The 18,236-nt window shown below is 66.5% G+C and carries 22 protein-coding genes; 9 read left to right on the top strand and 13 right to left on the bottom strand.

What is annotated here, in order from left to right; translation table 11 throughout:
- Nucleotides 1-43 precede the first annotated feature (43 nt).
- Nucleotides 44-967: a DUF4397 domain-containing protein gene (locus tag ACAH01_RS14170; protein ID WP_372479630.1), complete on the top strand. Its 924-nt coding sequence runs from the start codon at nt 44-46 to the stop codon at nt 965-967.
- A 193-nt stretch (nt 968-1,160) separates the two neighbouring features.
- On the opposite strand, the gene ACAH01_RS14165 is transcribed toward ACAH01_RS14170, so the two are convergent.
- The 3 genes from ACAH01_RS14165 to ACAH01_RS14155 form a co-directional block, all read right to left on the bottom strand.
- Nucleotides 1,161-1,355 carry a cold-shock protein gene (locus ACAH01_RS14165; protein ID WP_015762293.1) on the bottom strand — a complete coding sequence of 65 codons (195 nt, stop codon included), beginning with the start codon at nt 1,353-1,355 and terminating at the stop codon, nt 1,161-1,163.
- Nucleotides 1,356-1,559: 204 nt separating this feature from the next.
- Complete coding sequence (locus tag ACAH01_RS14160) at nt 1,560-2,630, bottom strand: SDR family oxidoreductase (RefSeq protein WP_153552463.1); 1,071 nt, start codon at nt 2,628-2,630, stop codon at nt 1,560-1,562.
- Nucleotides 2,630-4,210: a succinic semialdehyde dehydrogenase gene (locus ACAH01_RS14155; protein ID WP_372479629.1), complete on the bottom strand. Its 1,581-nt coding sequence runs from the start codon at nt 4,208-4,210 to the stop codon at nt 2,630-2,632. The genes ACAH01_RS14160 and ACAH01_RS14155 overlap by 1 nt, the downstream gene beginning before the upstream one ends.
- An 82-nt stretch (nt 4,211-4,292) precedes the next feature.
- Here ACAH01_RS14155 and ACAH01_RS14150 point away from each other — a divergent pair, with 82 nt between their 5' ends.
- Nucleotides 4,293-5,303 (top strand): deoxyhypusine synthase, encoded by a 1,011-nt coding sequence (locus tag ACAH01_RS14150; RefSeq protein WP_372479628.1) that lies wholly within the window; start codon nt 4,293-4,295, stop codon nt 5,301-5,303.
- A 208-nt stretch (nt 5,304-5,511) separates the two neighbouring features.
- Nucleotides 5,512-6,150 (top strand): uridine kinase, encoded by a 639-nt coding sequence (gene udk, locus ACAH01_RS14145; RefSeq protein WP_170093469.1) that lies wholly within the window; start codon nt 5,512-5,514, stop codon nt 6,148-6,150.
- Nucleotides 6,151-6,153: 3 nt separating this feature from the next.
- Here udk and ACAH01_RS14140 read toward each other — a convergent pair whose 3' ends face one another.
- Complete coding sequence (locus ACAH01_RS14140) at nt 6,154-7,686, bottom strand: hypothetical protein (protein WP_372479627.1); 1,533 nt, start codon at nt 7,684-7,686, stop codon at nt 6,154-6,156.
- Nucleotides 7,687-7,871: 185 nt separating this feature from the next.
- On the opposite strand from ACAH01_RS14140, the gene ACAH01_RS14135 reads away from it, so the two are divergent.
- Nucleotides 7,872-8,369: an N-acetyltransferase family protein gene (locus tag ACAH01_RS14135; RefSeq protein WP_372479626.1), complete on the top strand. Its 498-nt coding sequence runs from the start codon at nt 7,872-7,874 to the stop codon at nt 8,367-8,369.
- 103 nt (nt 8,370-8,472) lie between these two features.
- On the top strand, nt 8,473-9,660 hold the full coding sequence (locus ACAH01_RS14130; RefSeq protein ID WP_372479625.1) for a redox-regulated ATPase YchF: 1,188 nt from the start codon (nt 8,473-8,475) through the stop codon (nt 9,658-9,660).
- 28 nt (nt 9,661-9,688) lie between these two features.
- Here ACAH01_RS14130 and ACAH01_RS14125 read toward each other — a convergent pair whose 3' ends face one another.
- The 3 genes from ACAH01_RS14125 to cysK form a co-directional block, all read right to left on the bottom strand.
- On the bottom strand, nt 9,689-9,937 hold the full coding sequence (locus ACAH01_RS14125; protein ID WP_372479624.1) for a HalOD1 output domain-containing protein: 249 nt from the start codon (nt 9,935-9,937) through the stop codon (nt 9,689-9,691).
- Between the two features lie 106 nt (nt 9,938-10,043).
- The gene (locus ACAH01_RS14120; protein WP_153552472.1) at nt 10,044-10,760 is read right to left on the bottom strand and encodes a bacterio-opsin activator domain-containing protein; all 717 of its coding nucleotides are present in this window, start codon (nt 10,758-10,760) and stop codon (nt 10,044-10,046) included.
- Nucleotides 10,761-10,843: 83 nt separating this feature from the next.
- On the bottom strand, nt 10,844-11,776 hold the full coding sequence (gene cysK / locus ACAH01_RS14115; protein WP_153552473.1) for a cysteine synthase A: 933 nt from the start codon (nt 11,774-11,776) through the stop codon (nt 10,844-10,846).
- Between the two features lie 136 nt (nt 11,777-11,912).
- Here cysK and ACAH01_RS14110 point away from each other — a divergent pair, with 136 nt between their 5' ends.
- Nucleotides 11,913-12,041: a hypothetical protein gene (locus ACAH01_RS14110; protein WP_018257158.1), complete on the top strand. Its 129-nt coding sequence runs from the start codon at nt 11,913-11,915 to the stop codon at nt 12,039-12,041.
- A 109-nt stretch (nt 12,042-12,150) separates the two neighbouring features.
- Here ACAH01_RS14110 and ACAH01_RS14105 read toward each other — a convergent pair whose 3' ends face one another.
- Nucleotides 12,151-12,855 carry an SOS response-associated peptidase gene (locus ACAH01_RS14105; RefSeq protein ID WP_170093474.1) on the bottom strand — a complete coding sequence of 235 codons (705 nt, stop codon included), beginning with the start codon at nt 12,853-12,855 and terminating at the stop codon, nt 12,151-12,153.
- A 136-nt stretch (nt 12,856-12,991) separates the two neighbouring features.
- Entirely contained in the window at nt 12,992-13,264 is a 273-nt protein-coding gene (locus ACAH01_RS14100; RefSeq protein ID WP_018257160.1) for a hypothetical protein, read from the bottom strand.
- 136 nt (nt 13,265-13,400) lie between these two features.
- On the opposite strand from ACAH01_RS14100, the gene ACAH01_RS14095 reads away from it, so the two are divergent.
- Entirely contained in the window at nt 13,401-13,805 is a 405-nt protein-coding gene (locus tag ACAH01_RS14095) for a hypothetical protein (protein WP_372479623.1), read from the top strand.
- A 37-nt stretch (nt 13,806-13,842) separates the two neighbouring features.
- Nucleotides 13,843-15,069, top strand: a complete 1,227-nt coding sequence (locus ACAH01_RS14090; protein ID WP_372479622.1) for a TIGR00300 family protein — start codon at nt 13,843-13,845, stop codon at nt 15,067-15,069.
- Nucleotides 15,070-15,175: 106 nt separating this feature from the next.
- On the opposite strand, the gene ACAH01_RS14085 is transcribed toward ACAH01_RS14090, so the two are convergent.
- From ACAH01_RS14085 to ACAH01_RS14075, 3 genes are all read right to left on the bottom strand, one after another.
- Nucleotides 15,176-15,595 carry a universal stress protein gene (locus tag ACAH01_RS14085; RefSeq protein ID WP_170093477.1) on the bottom strand — a complete coding sequence of 140 codons (420 nt, stop codon included), beginning with the start codon at nt 15,593-15,595 and terminating at the stop codon, nt 15,176-15,178.
- 181 nt (nt 15,596-15,776) lie between these two features.
- Nucleotides 15,777-16,562 carry a hypothetical protein gene (locus ACAH01_RS14080; protein WP_372479621.1) on the bottom strand — a complete coding sequence of 262 codons (786 nt, stop codon included), beginning with the start codon at nt 16,560-16,562 and terminating at the stop codon, nt 15,777-15,779.
- A gap of 66 nt (nt 16,563-16,628) precedes the next feature.
- Complete coding sequence (locus ACAH01_RS14075) at nt 16,629-16,901, bottom strand: hypothetical protein (RefSeq protein ID WP_170093479.1); 273 nt, start codon at nt 16,899-16,901, stop codon at nt 16,629-16,631.
- Between the two features lie 94 nt (nt 16,902-16,995).
- On the opposite strand from ACAH01_RS14075, the gene ACAH01_RS14070 reads away from it, so the two are divergent.
- Nucleotides 16,996-17,409: a VOC family protein gene (locus tag ACAH01_RS14070; RefSeq protein ID WP_170093480.1), complete on the top strand. Its 414-nt coding sequence runs from the start codon at nt 16,996-16,998 to the stop codon at nt 17,407-17,409.
- Here ACAH01_RS14070 and ACAH01_RS14065 read toward each other — a convergent pair.
- Nucleotides 17,406-18,068 (bottom strand): hypothetical protein, encoded by a 663-nt coding sequence (locus tag ACAH01_RS14065; RefSeq protein ID WP_170093481.1) that lies wholly within the window; start codon nt 18,066-18,068, stop codon nt 17,406-17,408. The genes ACAH01_RS14070 and ACAH01_RS14065 overlap by 4 nt on opposite strands.
- Nucleotides 18,069-18,236 lie beyond the last annotated feature (168 nt).

Here is an 18,236-nt window from a genome sequence, read left to right as displayed (position 1 = left end):
GGCGATTTATAACAAAACGGTGCTGGATCGACGACGCGAGTGTATGTCACGAAACGCACGGACGATCGGTGCGCTGATCGCGTCGCTACTGGTGGCCGGCAGTCTCCTGACGGCCGGCGGTGTCGTCGCGACACAGCTGGCCGACGACGCCGCCGAGCCGGCGACACAGGACACGTCGTATCTCCGCGTCGCCCACGCTGCTCCCGACGCACCGGCCGTCGACGTCGCTGTCGACGACGAGACCGTCGTCCAGAATCTCTCCTTCGGCGAGGTCGGTGACTACCTGACGCTGTCGGCGGGAACGTACAACGTCACGATCGCTACCAACGACACGGGAACCGTCGTCTTCGACGACACGGTGGCGCTCGACCCCCGGTCGGTCACGACCGTCGCCGCGGCCGGCGAGGTGAGCGACGACGCGAGCGTTCCCTTCTCGCCGATCCGCTACGACGACAACGCCTACGAGCCGGCAGCCGGTGAGTCGGCGGTCAGCGTCCTCCACCTCTCGCCCGACGCGCCGGCCGTCGACGTGACCGTCGGCACGGGCAACGAGACGACGGTTCTCGCGGAGAACGTCTCCTACGGCGAGGCGTCGGACTACGTCACCGTCCCGGCCGGGAACTACACCGTCGACGTTCGCGAGGCGACCGCGGACAACGACGGGCCGATCGTGGCGACGACCGGGATCGCACTGAACAACGGCAGCGCCCACTCCGCGCTGGCGATCGGGACCGTCGACGGTGAGAGCGAACCGTTCCAGGTGGTCCGCACGGAGGACGCGACCGTCGACGTGGATCTGCCGGACACCGAGACGCCGACGGCGACGATCACGCCGCCGCCGGTCGACAACGCGACCGAGACGCCCGGCGAGACCGCGACCGAGACTGAATCGGGAGAGCCCACGATGACGGAAGCGCCGTCGCCGACCGAGACTGCCGAGCCCGTCGAGACCGAAGCGGGTGCTTGATACGGGCAGTTGTCTATTTCGGCGACGACAGTGGCGTCGCTCTGGTCGGTGAGATCGGTGAAAACGTTGTCCGTCGCGCCGCGATGGCGGTCTGGAAGAGAAGCGCCGTCGCCGGCCGGCGGGAGACCCGCGACCGGTCTGGCCTCACACGCCGCGAAGCGGCGCGGTCAGCACCGACGGCAGCTCCGAAACGTTAGTTGCGGACGACGTTCGTCGCGCGGGGGCCTTTGTCGGCCTGTTCGATGTCGAAATCGACGTCTGTGCCTTCTTCGAGGTCCGGGCCGCCCACGTCTTCCATGTGGAAGAAAACGTCGTCGTCCGCATCCTCTGTCTCGATGAAACCGTAACCGCCTGTGTCGTTGAAGAAATCGACAGTACCGTTTGCCATTGCAATTAACGAAATGCCAGTCACAGGGATAAAGGCTTGCATTTCGTTTTCTTTGCCCCGATTCTGCTGGACGTTTGCTTTCCATACGTCGCCTTTCGCGCACATCGGCGACGGGTCGTCCACGATCGCGCCCAGTTTCTGTGGGTTCCACTCGCCTGTGGGCGAAAGCCGACGAAACAGCAGTTCTCGGACGACGACAGTCGTTCACACCATCGCACTGTCGTCGATCCCCGGGTGTTCGCGGGCGTAGGCGACCAGCCTGTCGGCGTAGCTCTCGAACAGCGGGCAGGCCACGCCCGTCCCCGACAGCGCTCGACGGGCGTTCGTGTCGGTGTAGGTCGTCGGGTGCGTGAGATACGGCATCGCTGCCGGTTCGAGGCCGTATCGCTCGGCGACGGCCGGGAGTCGCTCCAGCAACGCCGTCGAGAGTCCCGCGGTCCCGCGCAGCGGGACGACGATCTGTCTGGTCGCTCGCCCGAACGCGCGCAGAATGCCGGCGACCGTCGGCGGGTGAGGGTTGCACAGCTGGTACACCTCGCCGACGGTGTCAGCCCGCGCGGACAGTGCAGCGATGGCGTCGACGACGAAGTCCCGCGGCACGACGTTCATGGTCGTCGGTGCCGCGGGTGCGGGCGCGACGGCGAGACGTGGCTGGCGACGGAGCACCGCGAGGAGGTAGTAGGGGCCGTCGTACTTCTGGGTCGCGCCGGTCTGGCTGTCGCCGACGGCGATCGCGGGGCGGTAGATCGTCGCCGGGAGGCCCGCGGCCATGCGCTCCTGGACGGCGACCTCGGCGGCGAACTTCGTCGCCTCGTAGTGGTTGTTGAACGACTGGCCCACGTCGAGGTCCGCGTGGGTGAACGTGCCGTCGTGGCGGCCGCTGACGTAGCAGGTGCTGACGTAGTGCAAGCGGTCGACGCCGGCCCGTTCGGCGAAGTCGAGCACGTGCTCGGTCCCGTCGACGTTGACCCGCTCGGCCAGCGCCCGTTCGACGCCGAGGTCGTACACCGCGGCCAGGTGATACACCGTCCGCGTCGCCGCTCGCAGCGACGCGGGGTCGTCGAGCCCGAGGTCGGGTTCGGTGATGTCGCCCTCGACGAGTCGGACTCGTCCGGCCTCGACTCCGGCGGCCTCGGTCAGCGATCGCCGCCGTCGCAGAGCTTCCTCCCGGTAGGCCGGCTGGACCAGACAGGTGATCTGTTCGTCGCCACGCTGTAGCAGCCGCTCGACCAGCGCCGACCCCAGGAAGCCGGGGAAGCCGGTGAGAAACTGCACTACGGTCCTCCCGGCCGGTGGCGACGCCACCAGCGCAGGACCTCGACGCCGGCCTGTGCCGCCCGCCCGATCCAGCGTTTGGGGACGCCGTCGACGGGAGCCAGCGGCGGCCCCCGCTGGGTCGTGACCGTCTGTGTCTCTGTGTACTTCTCGATCCCCTGGCGGCCGTGCCGGCGACCGATCCCGGAGTCGCCGACGCCGCCCATCGGCGCGTCCGTCGAGGCCCACATTCCGAGGTAGCCGTCGTTGATCGAGACCGAGCCGGCCTCGATCTGGCGGGCGACTCCTCGCCCGCGCTCGGTGTCGGCTGTCCAGACGCTGGCGTGGAGTCCGTAGTCGGTGTCGTTGGCGCGCGCGATCGCCTCCTCGCTGCCGGCGACCGGCGTCACCGACAGTACCGGCCCGAAGGTCTCCTCACGGGCGGCGTCGGCGTCTGCGGGCAGCCCCGTCAGCACCGTCGGCTCGTAACACAGCGGCCCCACGTCCTCGCGGCGCTGGCCGCCCGTCTCGACGGTCGCACCGCGCTCGCGGGCGTCGGCGACGTGGGCCTGGACGGTCTCCAGCTGGTGCTGTGCGATCAGTGACCCCACGTCCGGCTCGAAGTCGAAGCTCGCACCAACGTCGAGCCGTTCGGTCGCCCGGACCAGCGCGTCGCGGAAGTCGTCGTAGATCCGGTGGTCGACGAAGACGCGCTCGAAGGAGATACACAGCTGGCCGGCGTTCGCGAAGGCTCCGCGCGCGATCCCACGCGCGGCGTCGGCAATGTCCGCGTCCTCTAACACGACCGCCGGGTTCTTGCCGCCCAGCTCCAGGGACGCGTCGACGAGCTGTTGGCCGGCCAGCCCGGCGACGATCCGCCCGGTCGCCGTCGAGCCGGTGAACGTGAGGTGGTCGATCCCCTCGATGAGCGGCTCGCCCAGCGTCTCGCCGCGCCCGGTCACGACCTGGACGAGATCCGTCGGGACGCCCGCTCGGTCCAGCAGTTCGACGGCCCGCAGCGCGGTAAACGGCGTCGCCTCGGCGGGCTTCAGCAAGACGCCGTTGCCCGCGAGCAACGCTGGGAGCATGTCCGAGATCGCGAGCGTCAGCGGGTAGTTCCAGGGCTCGATCAATCCCACCACTCCGACCGGATCGTGATACTCCGTCGCCGTCGTCACCAGCGGGAGTCCGCCCGTTCGCTCGTCTGCGGCCAGATAGTCCGGCCCTTTTCGCGCGTAGTAGTCGGCGTTGAGGACCACGTCGAGCAGTTCTTCGAGGGCGTCGAAGCGGGCTTTCCCGGTCTCCAACTGGACGGTGTCGAGCAGGCCGGCCCGGTCGTCGAGCATCTCGTCGGCGACGGACTGGAGGATCGCCGCCCGCTGTTCGACCGGCCGCTCGGCCCACGCCGCTCCGGCCGCTCGGGCGCGCTCGACGGCAGTCTGCACGTCCTCGGCCGTACACAGCGGCACCGCCCCAACCCGCTCGCCGGTGTAGGGCGCAGTCACTTCGAGGTCGTCCCGTTCGCCCGTCCGGGTCACGCGGTTTCTGAGCCGTTCGCGCGTCCGTTCGGGCAGCCGTCTCTCGGCGTCGACCGTGTCCATACGCCCCCGCTACGGGTCCTGGCCCCATGGGCTTTCGGCGCGAACCGGGGCGTTGAAAGCGCGGGGCCGTCGAGTACCGACAATGAGCGACGACGAGCGCGAGACCTTCAGCCACGATCCGATCGACCACGTGGACGTCCGCGGCGGGATGACCGTCGGCGAACTGGTCGAACAGTACGGCGCGGCGGGGATCGGTGCGGCGGACCTCCACGAGGCCGTCGACATCTTCGCCGAGATGTGTGACGACGACGTGACGACCTTTGTCGGCCTCGCGGGCGCGATGGTCCCGACGGGGATGCGGGCCATCGTCGCCGACCTGATTCGGGACGGCCACGTCGACGCGCTCGTCACGACGGGCGCGAACCTCACCCACGACACCATCGAGGCCATCGGCGGCAAGCATCATCATGGGCAGGTCCACGCCGAGGACAAGACCGAGCGCGAGCACGACGAGAGCCTCCGCGACGAGGGCGTCGACCGCATCTACAACGTCTACCTCCCGCAGGAACACTTCGCGCTGTTCGAATCGCACCTCCGCGACGAGGTGTTCCCGGTCCTCGCCGAGGAGTGTGACGACGGCGGCGTCTCCATCCAGCGCCTCACCGAGGAGCTGGGCCGGGCCAACGCCGCGGTCAACGAGTCCGAGGACATCGACGAGGGGGCCGGCATCGCCGCGGCGGCCTACGAGCACGACGTGCCGATCCACTGTCCGGCCGTTCAGGACTCCGTGCTGGGGCTCCAGTCGTGGATGTACTCACAGACCTCGCCGTTCACGCTGGACGCGCTTGGCGACATGACCGCGATCACCGACCTGGCCTACGAGGCCGACGAGGCCGGCGCGCTGGTCGTCGGCGGCGGCGTCCCGAAGAACTACGTCCTCCAGACGATGCTGGTCTCGCCCGACGCCTACGACTACGCGGTCCAGCTGACGATGGACCAGCCAAACACCGGCGGCCTCTCCGGCGCGACGCTGGACGAAGCCCGCTCCTGGGGGAAACTGGAGAAGGCCGCCCGCAACGCCTCGGTGTACGCCGACGCGACGATCACGCTGCCGCTGCTGGTCGCCGGAGCACGCGAGCGGATCGACCAGTAGGACCTCGACCTGGAAGGGCTCGTTGTCGCTTTCAGTCCCGTCTGGGTCGCCTGATGCCCATCACAAGCGACTGACCCGTTACTGCCGGCTGTCACTTCGTGACGAGCTTCGCCACTCCGGGGTGGCGAAATCGTTCATAGATGTACAGCCGGCAGTATCAGTCGAGATAGGAAATCTTTCGTACCGATACGACAGAGATGCCGTCTGGATGGCTGATGCATTCGTGCTCGGTATCGCCGGGGGGTCCGGCGCGGGCAAGTCGACGATCGCGAGGGATCTCTCGCAGGCGGTCGATCCGGAGATAACGATCATCTCGCTGGACGACTACTACGAGGACCTCTCCGAGCTCCCGCTCGCGGAACGCGAGGACCGCAACTTCGACCACCCGGACGCCATCGACTGGGACCGCCTCGTCGCGGACGTCGAGGCCCTCGCGCGCGGCGAGACGGTGACCGTGCCCCAGTACGATTTCGAGAGACACGCCCGCGCGCCGACCGCCAGGACGGTCGATCCGGGGCCGATCGTCGTGCTGGAGGGGATCTTCGCGCTGTACCACGACCGGATCGTCGCACAGCTCGATCTCGCGCTCTACGTCCAGACCGACGCCGACGTTCGCGTGCTCCGTCGCCTCCAGCGGGACGTGACCGAGCGCGGCCGCACCGTCGACGGCGTCGTCGAGCAGTACCTGTCGACGGTCAAGCCGATGCACGAGCAGTTCGTCGAGCCGACCAAGGAGAACGCGGACCTCATCGTCCCCGAGGGAACGAACCCGGCGGTCATCGACGTTCTCCGCGAGAAAGTCGTCAGTGAGATGGCCGCCCACAGAGAGGCCGCGACCGAGCTCTGACCGTTACTCGTCTGTCGCTGCGGACGCTTCGTCTGTCTCTCCGGTCGCCGTCGTCTCCTCGGCCTCGGCCGGCTCCGAGCTCTCGGACTCCGTCTGGGCCATCGCCTCGGCGTCGGCGGCCGCGGCCGCCTCGGCCGCCGTGCGCTCCTCGCCTCCGCCGATCACGTCGTACCTGAACAGGAGCCACACCGCCACCACGACGCCACCGGCGAGTGCGAACGCCAGTGAGACGGTGCCGACGCGACCGAACAGCTGGCCGACGATCCCCAGGAACAGCTCGATCATCGGCGCTGCCGACGCGTCGCCGCCCGCGATCTGCTGTGTGACGCTCCGTTCGACGAACGACTGCAGCGGCCCCAGCGCGAGGTAGATCGGGAGCCCGGCGATCACGAGCGAGAAACCGAGCGAACCCGCGACGGTCTGGACCGAGCGGGTCGCGTAGTACAGCAGGCCCACGAGTGCCAGCCCGACCAGCGGGAGGACGAACACCAGCCGATCCAGCCAGGTGACCGCGGTCCGGGCGTCTTCGAGGCTCTGTCGCGTCGCGGGGTCCATGTCCTCGGTCAGATCCAGCGTGTCGGGCAGTTGCTCGTCGAGCTGGGCTTCCGTCTGGTCACCGACGGCGGCCGCCGCCGCGGCCTTGTGGTCGTCGATCTCGGACTGGAACGTCTGGTAGCTCATGTCCGTCGTCAGCGCCTCGGCGAACGTCGCCCGCATGTCGGTCGTCACCGCGTCGATCCCGTCGCTGTCGGCGTCGCTCGGTGCGACCGATTCGTTGATCGCGGTGAGCTGCGTGTCGACCTCTTGGTCGATCTCGTCGCCGCGCTCGTTCTCGACGCGCTCTCGCAGCGCCGCTCTGATCTCCGTCTCGTTGTCAGCGACGAGTTGCTCTTTCTCTTCTTCGGTGTACTCTCGCGGGTCGTAGTCGGGGATCACCAGCGCCAGCTTCTCGTCGTTGCTGGTGTTTTGCCAGGCCCGCTCGACGGCCTCGTCGAGGACCCGCTGGCGGACGTCGTCGCGGAAGTCGGCCTTCGCGGCCGCGTATCCGCTCTCGTTTGCGGTCATCTGCTCGACGGTCGACTCGTCGACGGGGCCGTCCAGCTCCGTCTCGGACTGTGCGAGCAGTTCCGGGACGGTCGCGTTGCGCACCTGTTCCTCGACCGCCACCGACAGTTCGCTCTTGAGCGGTGCCGTGTCGACGGTGAGATTCAGCGTCTCGCTGTTGCCGTGGAGATACGCGTACGTCGCCGCGACGTTGCGCTCGGTCTGGTTGGCCAGATACGACCGATCGATGCTCTCACGAAGCAGCGCCTCGGTGTCGACTCCCTCGGCGACGCCGGCAGAGACCTGACTGCTCGCCGTCGCTATCGTCGCGTTCTCGACGAGCTGATAGCCGCCTTCCTCCTCGATAGCCGTCTGGGTGAACCCCGGATCGAGGACGGTCAGGTGGGCCGCCGCCAGCAGATTGCCCGTGACGAGTGTCGAGGCCAGCAACAGCGTCACGACGACGACGGTGAACTTGCGAACGAGACTCATCGGGACCGCCTCCCTGTGCGTGCCTGCATCGCCGGGAACGTGTGCTGTCGACTGTGAACCATACGTCGGATACCCCCAATCTGTGAGCCCTCGACTTAGCCCTACCGGCGGGAGTATCACCTTTGACACTGACCGGTGGCGACGGCAGGGGTAACGCTATGGGGATCTCGTTCGTACCGTCACTCATGCCACCAAATGTCACGGTCCGGCCGGCGACAGAAGACGACGTGGCAGCGATTCGGCGGGTCGCACACGCCGCCTGGCACGCGACCTACCGGGACGTGTTCGACGAGGCGCGCATCGACGAGATGGTCGACGAGGGGTACGCACGGGACGTGCTCACGGAGCTGATCGCCCTCGACGAGGTCGGGCTGTTCGTGGCGACGGTCGAGGACGCGGTCGTCGGCTACGCCAGCTGTGGCATGACCGAGGCGATCGGTGTCGGCGACCTCGACATCTACGTCCACCCGGATTACTGGGGAGACGGCGTCGGAACGGCGCTTCTCGAACGGGGCCGCCAGCACCTCGCCGACATCGAGACGACGACGATCCGCGACGAGGTGCTGGTGGCCAACGAGGTCGGCAACGCCTTCTACGAGAAGCACTTCGACCGCGTGGGTCAGCGGACCGTCGAGTTCGACGGCATCGAGCGGACGGTCAACGTCTACGAGGCGAGGGTGTAGCTCACCGAGCGACGGGACGCCAGTGCGCGCTCGCGTGTGCGACTCACCCCCACTCCCGTTCGCTTTGACAGCGTTTAAACGGCCGATTGGCGTGACTGTGTGCATGAGCTTCGACGTCGGACTCGTCGGCAAACCCTCTGTCGGCAAGTCCACCTTCTTCAACGCGGCGACGATGAACGACGTGCCCGAAGGGGCCTATCCCTTCACGACGATCGACCCCAGCGTCGGCGAGGCCTACGTTCGCGTCGAGTGTGCCGCCCCCGAGTTCGACCACACCTGCACGCCGAACCTCGGCTACTGCGAGGACGGCACCCGGTTCGTCCCCGTGCGTCTCGTCGACGTAGCCGGCCTCGTCCCCGGTGCCCACGAGGGGCGGGGACTGGGCAACCAGTTCCTCTCGGACCTCAACGAGGCCGACGTGTTGCTCCACGTCGTCGACTTCTCTGGGACGACCGACATCGAGGGCGAGCCCACCGAGGACCACGACCCCCGCGAGGACATCGACTTCCTCGAAGACGAACTGGACATGTGGTACCTCGACGTACTGGAGAAGGGCATCGAGCGCTATCGCTCGGGGTACCACGGCGAGGAGGCGGCCATCGAGGAGGACCTGGCGACCCAGATGGACGCGTTCCGAACCAACAAAGACGAGATCAAGCAGGTGATCCTCTCGCTGGATCTCGAACTGGACCCCGACACGTGGGACGACGCGGACCGCGAGGCACTCGCCCGCGAGATCCGCAAGCGCACCAAGCCGATGGTGATCGCGGCCAACAAGATGGACACGCCCGCGGCCCAGGCGAACTTCGAGGAAATCACGGCAGATCCCGACTACGACCACCTCACGATCGTCCCGACCAGCGCCCACGCCGAGAAGGCGCTCAAGAACGGCGACGAACAGGGCGTCCTCGACTACCTGCCCGGCGACAGCGAGTTCGAGATCGTCGAGGACGTGCCCGCGGAGAAAGCGACCGCACTGGAGCAGATCAGCGAGTTCGTCGGCGAGTACGGGGGCACGGGCGTCCAGCAGGCCATCGAGACGGCGCTGTTCGACGAACTGGGTTCGATCGCGATCTTCCCCGGCGCGCGCAAGCCACAGGAAGACGGCACCTTCCTGCAAGATTGCTTCGTGCTGGAAGACGGCGCGACCGCCGAGGACTTCGCGTACTTCCTGCACACCGACATCGGCGACGGCTTCCTGCACGCCCACGACGTTCGCAGCGGCCGCCAGATCGGTGCGGACACGCTACTCGATCACCGGGACGTGGTCGAAATCACGACGACGAACTAGGTCGTCGCGCGGACGGCGAGAATGAGTGTTAGAGCTCTTCGATCGTGACGGTTTCGTCCTCGACGGTGACGGTGTATCCCTCGTAGTCGAACGAGACCCGTACCGTGGTTTCGGTGTGTGTCACCATCGCATCGAGTGCCTCTGGATCCACGACGTGATACAGTGGCGTCAGGTCCGTCGCGGCGACCCCTTCCCGGTCTGCGACGGCACGAACGATGTCTTCGGTCGTGGCTGGTGGTTCACGTGCTGTACTGTGGTTCGGAACCTCTGATGTCATACTGAGCATAGCTGATCGGTGTCGTGCCCTTCCCATCGGCACGGGTAGTGCTGCCATTTTGGTGGATGGGATTGCTCGGAGTGAAACTATTGCCTATGCTGAATGGCTAGTGGCTCGCGGGCACACTGTCGTGTTCGTCGTCTGGCACCTCGAACACCTCCAGCAACAGCACTTCCAGCCCGCGATAGAGGTGCTGGCTGAAGGTCGGCTGTGAGATGCCCAGCGCGGCCGCACAGTCGCTCGCGGAGCTTCGGCGCGGCCAGGCCAGATAGCCACTCTGGACGGCCGCACGGACGGCGTCTCGCTGTTTCGTGGTCAGCGACGAGAGGTACCGTTCCGCTCCGACCGCTCCCGTCACGGCGACGAGGTCGGCGTCGTCACGGTGCCACTTTGACAGCAGCGTCGCTCCGGCGTGGTGTCGGACGACCGCGTCCACGACGGTGCTCGGGTCGGCGTCGTGGGGTACCTCGACGACGACCATCCCCGTCCCGGCGTCGGCGACGGTTCGCTTGACGACGGCGTGGACCGTCGCCAGCGTGCAGTGGATGCAGTCTTGGCTGTCGGCGACGACCTCCAGTAGACAGGTGTCGCCGTCCGATCGGACGATCCGGGTCGATCTGACGCCCGGAAACGACTGCGCGAAGCGTTTCGTCTCCGACGGCGTCGCTGCGACGGTGTAGTATCGTAACACGTCGCCGTCGTCTCGGTGTATCACGTCCTCGTTGACGACGCGACAGTCGAGTTCGTCCGACATCGCGACGAGGAAGTGCTCCGGATCGCGCAGTTCGAACTTCAACTCGACCGTGGCCCGCTCCGTGTCCATATCTCAGCATCCACGGTCGGCTACTAATTCATAATTGCAGTACCTAGGCATTAACGGGAGTAAGGAGAGATTAACGGGGCGGTCTACTCGAATAGGTCGGTCGACAGATACCGCTCGCCGGTGTCTGGGAGGACGACGACGACGGTCTCGTCGGGGTGCTCGCGCGCGTACTCGACGGCGACGCCGAGGGCCGCACCGGCGGAGATGCCGACGAGGACGCCCTCCTCGTGGCCGAGTCGCCGGCTCCACTCGCGGGCGTCGTCCGACGTGATCGTCCGGACCTCGTCGAGCAGGTCCCGTCGCAACACGTCGGGGACGAAGCCGGGGCCGATCCCCTGAATGTCGTGGCTGTCCGGGTCGTCGGCTGAGAGGAGCCGCGAGGCGTCGGGTTCGACGGCCACCGAGGTCACGGCGGTCTTGCCCCGATCTTCTTTGAGGTGTTCGGAGACGCCGGTGATCGTCCCGCCGGTGCCGACCCCGGCGACGACGGCGTCGACGCCGCCGTCAGTGGCGTCCCAGATCTCGGGTCCGGTCGTCTCGCGGTGTGCGCTGGGGTTGGCCTCGTTCTCGAACTGGCGGGCTCGGACGGCGTCATCGGCCTCGGCCAGCTCGTCGGCACGTTCGATCGCGCCGCCCATGCCGTCCTCGGCAGGGGTCAGTTCGAGGTCGGCACCGAGGGCTCGCAACAGCCGACGACGCTCCTCGCTCATCGACGCCGGCATCGTCAGCACGCAGTCGTAGCCGTTGGCCGCACAGACCGCTGCCAGCCCGATCCCGGTGTTCCCGCTGGTCGCCTCGACGACGGTACCGTCCGCCGACAGCGCACCGCACTCGCGTGCGGCCTCGACCATCGCCAGCGCGATGCGGTCTTTGACCGAGTAGGGGTTCGACGATTCGAGCTTGCCGTACAGGTTCGACGCAAACGAGTCGAGCCACAACAGCGGCGTCTCACCGACGAGATCGGTGACGCGCTCTGCCGCGGCTACTCGTTCGACGGTGTCTCCAGCAGCGGTCATGCACCCGTAGTTGGACGGCGGCGACGCTGAGTGGTCTCCCTCCGTACTGAGGTGGTTGAAGTCACGCTTCGTGTGTCGGTTAACTCGGTTCCGAGTCCAGGCACATTTATGTCCAATGAACAATTATGAAGAACTGATGCCACAGATCACGGTCTCAGACCAGCTGTACCGCAAGCTCGAAGAAGCCACGGAGGACCGGGACACAGAGGACGCGATGTGGGAGATGGTGTACCGCTTCGATCGCGGAAACAACCCCTCCGAGTGAGACTGTCGGCAGTCACTGTCTCGAGTTCGCCACGACTCCAGAGCACGAGACGCTTCGGGACGCACAGCCGACACACGAGACGACTGGTCGTCTCTGCCCTCGATTGACCCTACACGCCGGGTGCGTCGAGGACCGCGGGTGAGTCGTTGCTGGGATCGTTGACCGCCGTCGAGACCGGACGAGCCGCGAGTTCGCCGTCGTAGGGCTCCAGCAGGGCGCGGCGCTCGTCGTCGTCGCCGTGGAGCCAGATCTTCTCTTCGCCCGGATCGAGGATCACGGACATCCGGTGGTGTAGCTCGCGGACGAACTCGTTTGGCTCGGTCGTCAAGATTGTGAACGTCTCGACGGCCGTCGTCTCGCCGTGCGCGCCGTCCGTCTGGGTCCCGAACTCACCGAGTCCGGCCTGTCGCTGTGGCGGCCGCCATCGTTCCCACAGCCCCGCCATCGCGAAGGGGCGTTGGTCGTCTCTGGTGACCCGATACGGCTGCTTCTCGGCTCCCTCCTCTCGCCACTCGTAGAAGCCGTCCGCGGGCACCAGACACCGGCGTCGCTCGTAAGCCTCGGCGAAGCTTCGCTTCTCGGTGACCGTCTCGGCGCGGGCGTTGATGAACTCGAACTCGCTTCGGTCGTCGGCCCACGACGGGATCAGCCCCCACTCCATCCGCTGGATCGTCTCGGGCTCGTCGGCGGTGATCACCGGGAGGGACTGACGGGGCGCGGCGTTGTACCGCGGCTCGTACGCTTCGGCGAAGGTCGCGCCGAAGCGCGCTTCGATGTCCTCGCGTGGCGCGAACAGACTGTAGCGACCGCACATACCGAGACGTGGGGTCGCCAGCGTCTAATACTGTCGGCTCCCCGCCACACGCCACCACACCGAGATCGCGAATCGCTGCACGACGCACCGGCAGACCGTATCGCTCACACCGAACCGGTCGGGCGTCGCCGACCGATCACTCCGCGTCCAGCGCCGCGGCGATCGCCTCCAGTTCTGCCTTCCGGAAGGCCCGGTCGGTTCGCTCTACGGTCTCCGTCTCGCCGATCTCGCGGCGAATGCCGCCGCGCATCTCTCCTTTCGGTGGGAGCCGGTCGGTGTCGATCTCGTAGCCCACTGCCTCACAGATCGCGGCCAGGGCCTCCTTCGTGAAGGCCGTGGACTCGACGCGCTCGTAGCGGTCGACGGCGACCCGAATCTCGTTGCGTAGCTCGTCGACGGTCGGTGCCATAGCTCCCACCGGGTGTGGCTCCGGCCTATCCGTTTCGGTTCGCACGCGACCGGTCACGATCTGTGACGAGACGGCCGGGGGCAGCACCCGGTAACGGGCGCGATTTTAAGCCCGATCGGGCCTCAGGTGGCGGTAGATGACGGGCGAGCCCTCGTTTACGATTCCGGCGCGGCCGCGGCGGCGCTACCCCTCCAGCGGCGGGGTCGAGTACGAGGGCCAGACGATGTTTCGGCTCGAACCGGCGACCGAGCTGTCACAGACGGCACTCGGCCGGCTGGTCGAGCGTGTCCTCACGGACGGCCCCTACCGTTCGGGGGCGTTCGTCGAACTCCCGATGCCGCTGTGGCTGGTCCGGGACGAAGGCAGCTCCGACGTGTTCCGCGTCTCGATCCGGGACGGCTGTGTCCGTCTCCACGTCCTGCCAGCGACGGGATCGGAGGGGCTGCGACGCTTCTACGACCGACTCGTCGCGGCCGGCGACTGCGCGTGGGCCGTCGACTGTCGGTCCGACATCGCCGGTTCCGGTCACGAAGGCGGGTAACACAACTGTCTTGGCGACCAGGGCCGTCGGTCCGTGCATGACTGTCTCTCGCGAGGTGGAACTGGAGGGCCACATCATCGACTCCGGGATGATGCAGACGTGCTTTGGCATCATCATGGATCTGGGTGGCTCGTTCACCGTCGAGACGTTCGACATCGGCCGGCACAAGACCGACGAGTCCTACGCTCGCCTGCTGGTCGAGGCCGACGACGAGGCGACGCTGCAGTCGATCGTCCACGAACTCCACCAGAACGGCGCGAACCCGGCAGATCCGAAAGACGTGACGCTGGAGCCCGCGCCCGCCGACCAGGTGGTGCCCCACGGTTTCTACTCGACGACGAACCACCCGACGTTCGTCCGCTACGACGACGAGTGGCTCACCGTCGAGAACGTCGAGATGGACTGTGCCGTCGTCGTCGACACCGACGAGCCACGGGCCTACACGAAGGTGCTCAACGCCGTCGAGGCCGGCGACCAGATCGTCACCGGTGAGACCGGAATCAGGATCGCCCCACCGGAGCGTCCGCGAGGCCAGCAAGGAGCCTTCGGGTTCATGCAGGGCGGCGTCTCCTCCGAACGGCCCTCCGAGTCGACGATCCGCCAGATCGCAGAGGCCATCGAGGAGACCCGAGCGAACGGCGGGAAGGTCCTCGCCGTCTGTGGCCCGGCGTTGATCCACTCGGGCGCACGCGAGGACCTTGGCCGCCTCGTCCGCGAGGGGTACGTCGACATGCTCTCTGCGGGCAACGGCTTCGCCGTCCACGACATCGAGCGCGACCTCTATGGCACCTCGCTCGGACTGGACACCGAGAGCCTCGATCACGCCCGCAAGGGCCACAAACACCACATCTACACCATCTCGGAGATCATCCGCGAAGGCGGCATCGAGGCCGCCGTCGAGTCTGGGACGATCGACTCCGGCGTGATGTACGAGTGTGTCACCAACGACCGACCCTTCGTGCTGGCCGGCTCGATCCGCGACGACGGCCCGCTGCCGGACACGATCACCGACGCCGTCGAGGCCCAGAACGCCATCCGCGAGCAGGCCCACGAGGCCGACATGGTGCTGATGCTCTCGACGCTGCTGCACTCCGTCGCCGTCGGGAACTGCCTGCCCTCGACGACGCGGGTCGTCTGTGTCGACATCAACCCCGCGACCGTCACGCAACTCCTGGACCGCGGGTCGGCGCAGGCGGTCGGGATGGTCACCGACATCGGCACCTTCGTGCCGCTCCTGGCCGAGCAGTTGGTCGACGAAGAGTAGGGTCCGCGCGCACAGCGTTGCAGGTCGTCGCAGTCCTCGGCCCACCACCGCGAGATGGAGCGGTCGTTTGACTCTGGACACTCTCGGTTGGCCCCCTCGGAGTCACTCACCGTGCGACAATTACGGGGACAGGTGAGTTGCGGAACACCTTCTGGGCGACGTTCCCGATGACCAGTCGGTCAACCATCGAGCCGCCGTGACTTCCGATTACGACCGCATCGAAATCGCTGGCCTCGTTTAGAATCGCCCGTGCCGGATGCCCCAGTTGCACCTCGGTAGTAACCTCGACATCGTACTCAGCGGCGAAATCCCGGGCGTCATCGAATACCTCCTGTGCGCGCTCCTGGGCAGCCGCTTCGATATCGTCCTCAAGAGCGAGTGCGGTGGCTTTCCCTCCCATCGCTGACGGTTCTCCCACGACATGCAAGACGGTGATTTCTGCGTTCGGGTGGTTCTCGAGCGCATACTCAAGGGCTCGATGCGCCATCTCCGAATCGTCCATCGGGACCAGGACTCGTGAGAGCATGTGACGGCTACGATCAGGAAGTGAATAAAACGGCGGGTCGTTCGTTTCGAATCAGAGAATCCGACCTGGGACGATCTGCGGAACGCAGCGACCGGTTTCGTCGTCGGCTTTCTTCGCTCACTCCTCGAAAAATGTCCGTCGAGAAAACTGAGCGCGTCGCGCTCGGCGAATCGATCAGTTCTTACACCTGGTGAGCAGACGATCCGTCGTCGCCGTGGAGGCCGTCGACGACCCGTTCGAGCGACTCTCTCGCGGTCGAAAAGTCTGTCTCGGTCTCGAAGTGCAGTGTTTTCGGACGGGTTGGGCCAATCGCAGACGCGATGGCACCCACCGACCGAGCGATCATATCGACGAGCCAACTGGACTTGTGTAACTCCCAGCGCAGGTGGATCGTTCGTGTTTCGGGAGCGGCCGTAACGTCGGCTAACTTACCCAGCCCATAGCAGTTGGCTGTCGAGAGCCCAGTCCGCTCGCGTTCGATGCACAGTGACGTTCCGACGCTAAAGGAGACGCCCTGGTACGTCCACTCCGCGAGCGGTGTTTCCGGCAGGAGAACCGCTGGTTTGTCCGAGATCGTCTCTGAAACACTCGTCCCGATACCGGACGCGACGGCATCGGAAACAGTGAATTGCGCGTGCTCTGGGACGTACTGCAGACAACGTTCGCCGTCGACTGTCAGACACACTTCGCGGACGCCAGTCGCACTAGCCCCCGTGAGGTTGAGCAACGGCTGTGTGACTTCGGTCGCGTGCTGGAGGTCTGCCGAGCGGTAGACCGTGGCTCCGTTGTCCGACGAGCTGTCGAACTCCGAGCGAAGGTGGTCGACGACCTCTGGAGCGTCCTGACAAATGGTCTCGTCTTCGACGCGAAACCGCGCCTCGGTCGCGTGCGTCGTGGCAGCTTCGAACGCAGTCGCGATAGTACTCTCGTAGGCGGGCGTTCCGCACAGTGCACACCGAACGAGCAAACTATGCGTGGGACGATACGCTGCCATCAGCGGATTCTCCGTACGAACTGCGGTTGGACTCGCCGATCAGACGCCCTCGACGCCCGAGCGGTACTCCTTGACGTGTTCGTGGGCCTCGACGATCGCGTCCGTCGCGTCCCCGTCGGTGCTGTCTTCCAGATCGTGCAGCGCGTTCTGGATGCGGGCCAGTCGGCCGTGGTCCGGCCCTTCGTCGGCCGTCGAGAGCCGGTCGAGCTGGTCGGCCAGCTCCGACAGGCGTTGGCCGTCGTCGTCACTGTCTGCGGACTGTGCTGCCGAGGCGAGGAGATCGCTCGCCGTCGCGAGTGCATCGCGCGTCATATTTGACGGTACAGAGATGTCCCAAATAACCCTTCGGGTATCGTCGCCGACCGACTCCGAAGCGGTTTTTCGCGGCGGTCCCACAGGGTCGGCTATGCCAGCGACCCACCACGTCGGTATCACCGTCGCCGATCTGGACCGCGCCGTCGAGTTCTACAGCGACACCTTCGACTTCGAGGTGCTGAGCCGCTTTTCGGTCTCGGGCGCGGCGTTCGAGACGGGCGTCGGCGTCCCCGACGCGGCCGCGCAGTTCGCCCACCTCGACGCCGGTGACTGCCGGCTGGAACTAGTCACCTATGAGCCCACGGGCGAGGACGCGGCCGCCGAGGCAGTCAACGACACCGGCGCGAAACACGTCGGGTTCGAGGTCGACGACATCGAAGCGTTCTACGCCGACCTCGACGACGGCGTCGAGACGGTCAGCGAGCCCCAGACCACGGCGAGTGGGACGACCATCCTCTTCGTCGAGGACCCCGAGGGGAACCTGATCGAACTACTCGAACCCTAGTCGCTCGTCCACTCCGCGATGTGGTCGGCCACGTAGTCCTGGCTCCCCAGTCCGACGCCGATACCGACCGCCAGCGCGATGCCGAGGCCGAGACCGACCGCGACCGCCTGGGCCATCGTGTTGAGGATGACGGTGTTGTAGCCGATGGCGTCCAGCCCCAGCGTCACCGAGACGAAGTAGACGACGCCACGAGCCACCAGCGCGACCAGCGGCGTGACCGAGCGGCCGGCGAGCACGTCGTTGTCCTTGAGCGCGCGCGAGACGTAGCCGGCGACGACGAAGCCTGCCAGCAGGATCAGGACGCTGCCCAGGAGCGACGCCAGATACCGGGCACCGATCTGTGCCCAGCTCGCGATCTGGCCGGCGTTGACGAGACTCAGCGAGATCACGAGTGCGATCAGCGTGAGCAGGTACGTCGTCAGGCCAGCCAGCGTGTCAGCGATGGCCTCGTCCTCGCCGAAGAACGCACCCAGCGGCGTCTCCAGAACAGCCTCGTCGAGGTCGACGCGCGCCGCGACGGCTGCGATCCTGTCGCCGACTTTCGGCCCGACGGTCGCGTAGGCGACGATCGGCAGCACGATCGCCACGATCCAATCGACCACTCCGGGGGCAGTGTCGATTATCCGCCCGACCTGAAGGAGTTGCAGCGGCGTGCTCATACGCGACTCTCCCGTCTGTCGACCACCGTTTCACGTCCGTGCGCCTCTATCGCTGTCCGGTCGATACGCATGTCCACCTGGGTGAATTTCTGGCGATTATTTAAGCTTTTAGATAAACTATCGTCGTCGGGAAGAGTAATTTACCGCTACAGCGGATCGCGTGGCAAT

The organism is Halomicrobium sp. HM KBTZ05, from assembly GCF_041530035.1.
Classification (GTDB): Archaea; Halobacteriota; Halobacteria; order Halobacteriales; family Haloarculaceae; genus Halomicrobium.
The sequence above is the reverse complement of the archived record's forward strand: the minus strand, read 5'-3'. Positions and strand labels throughout refer to the sequence as shown.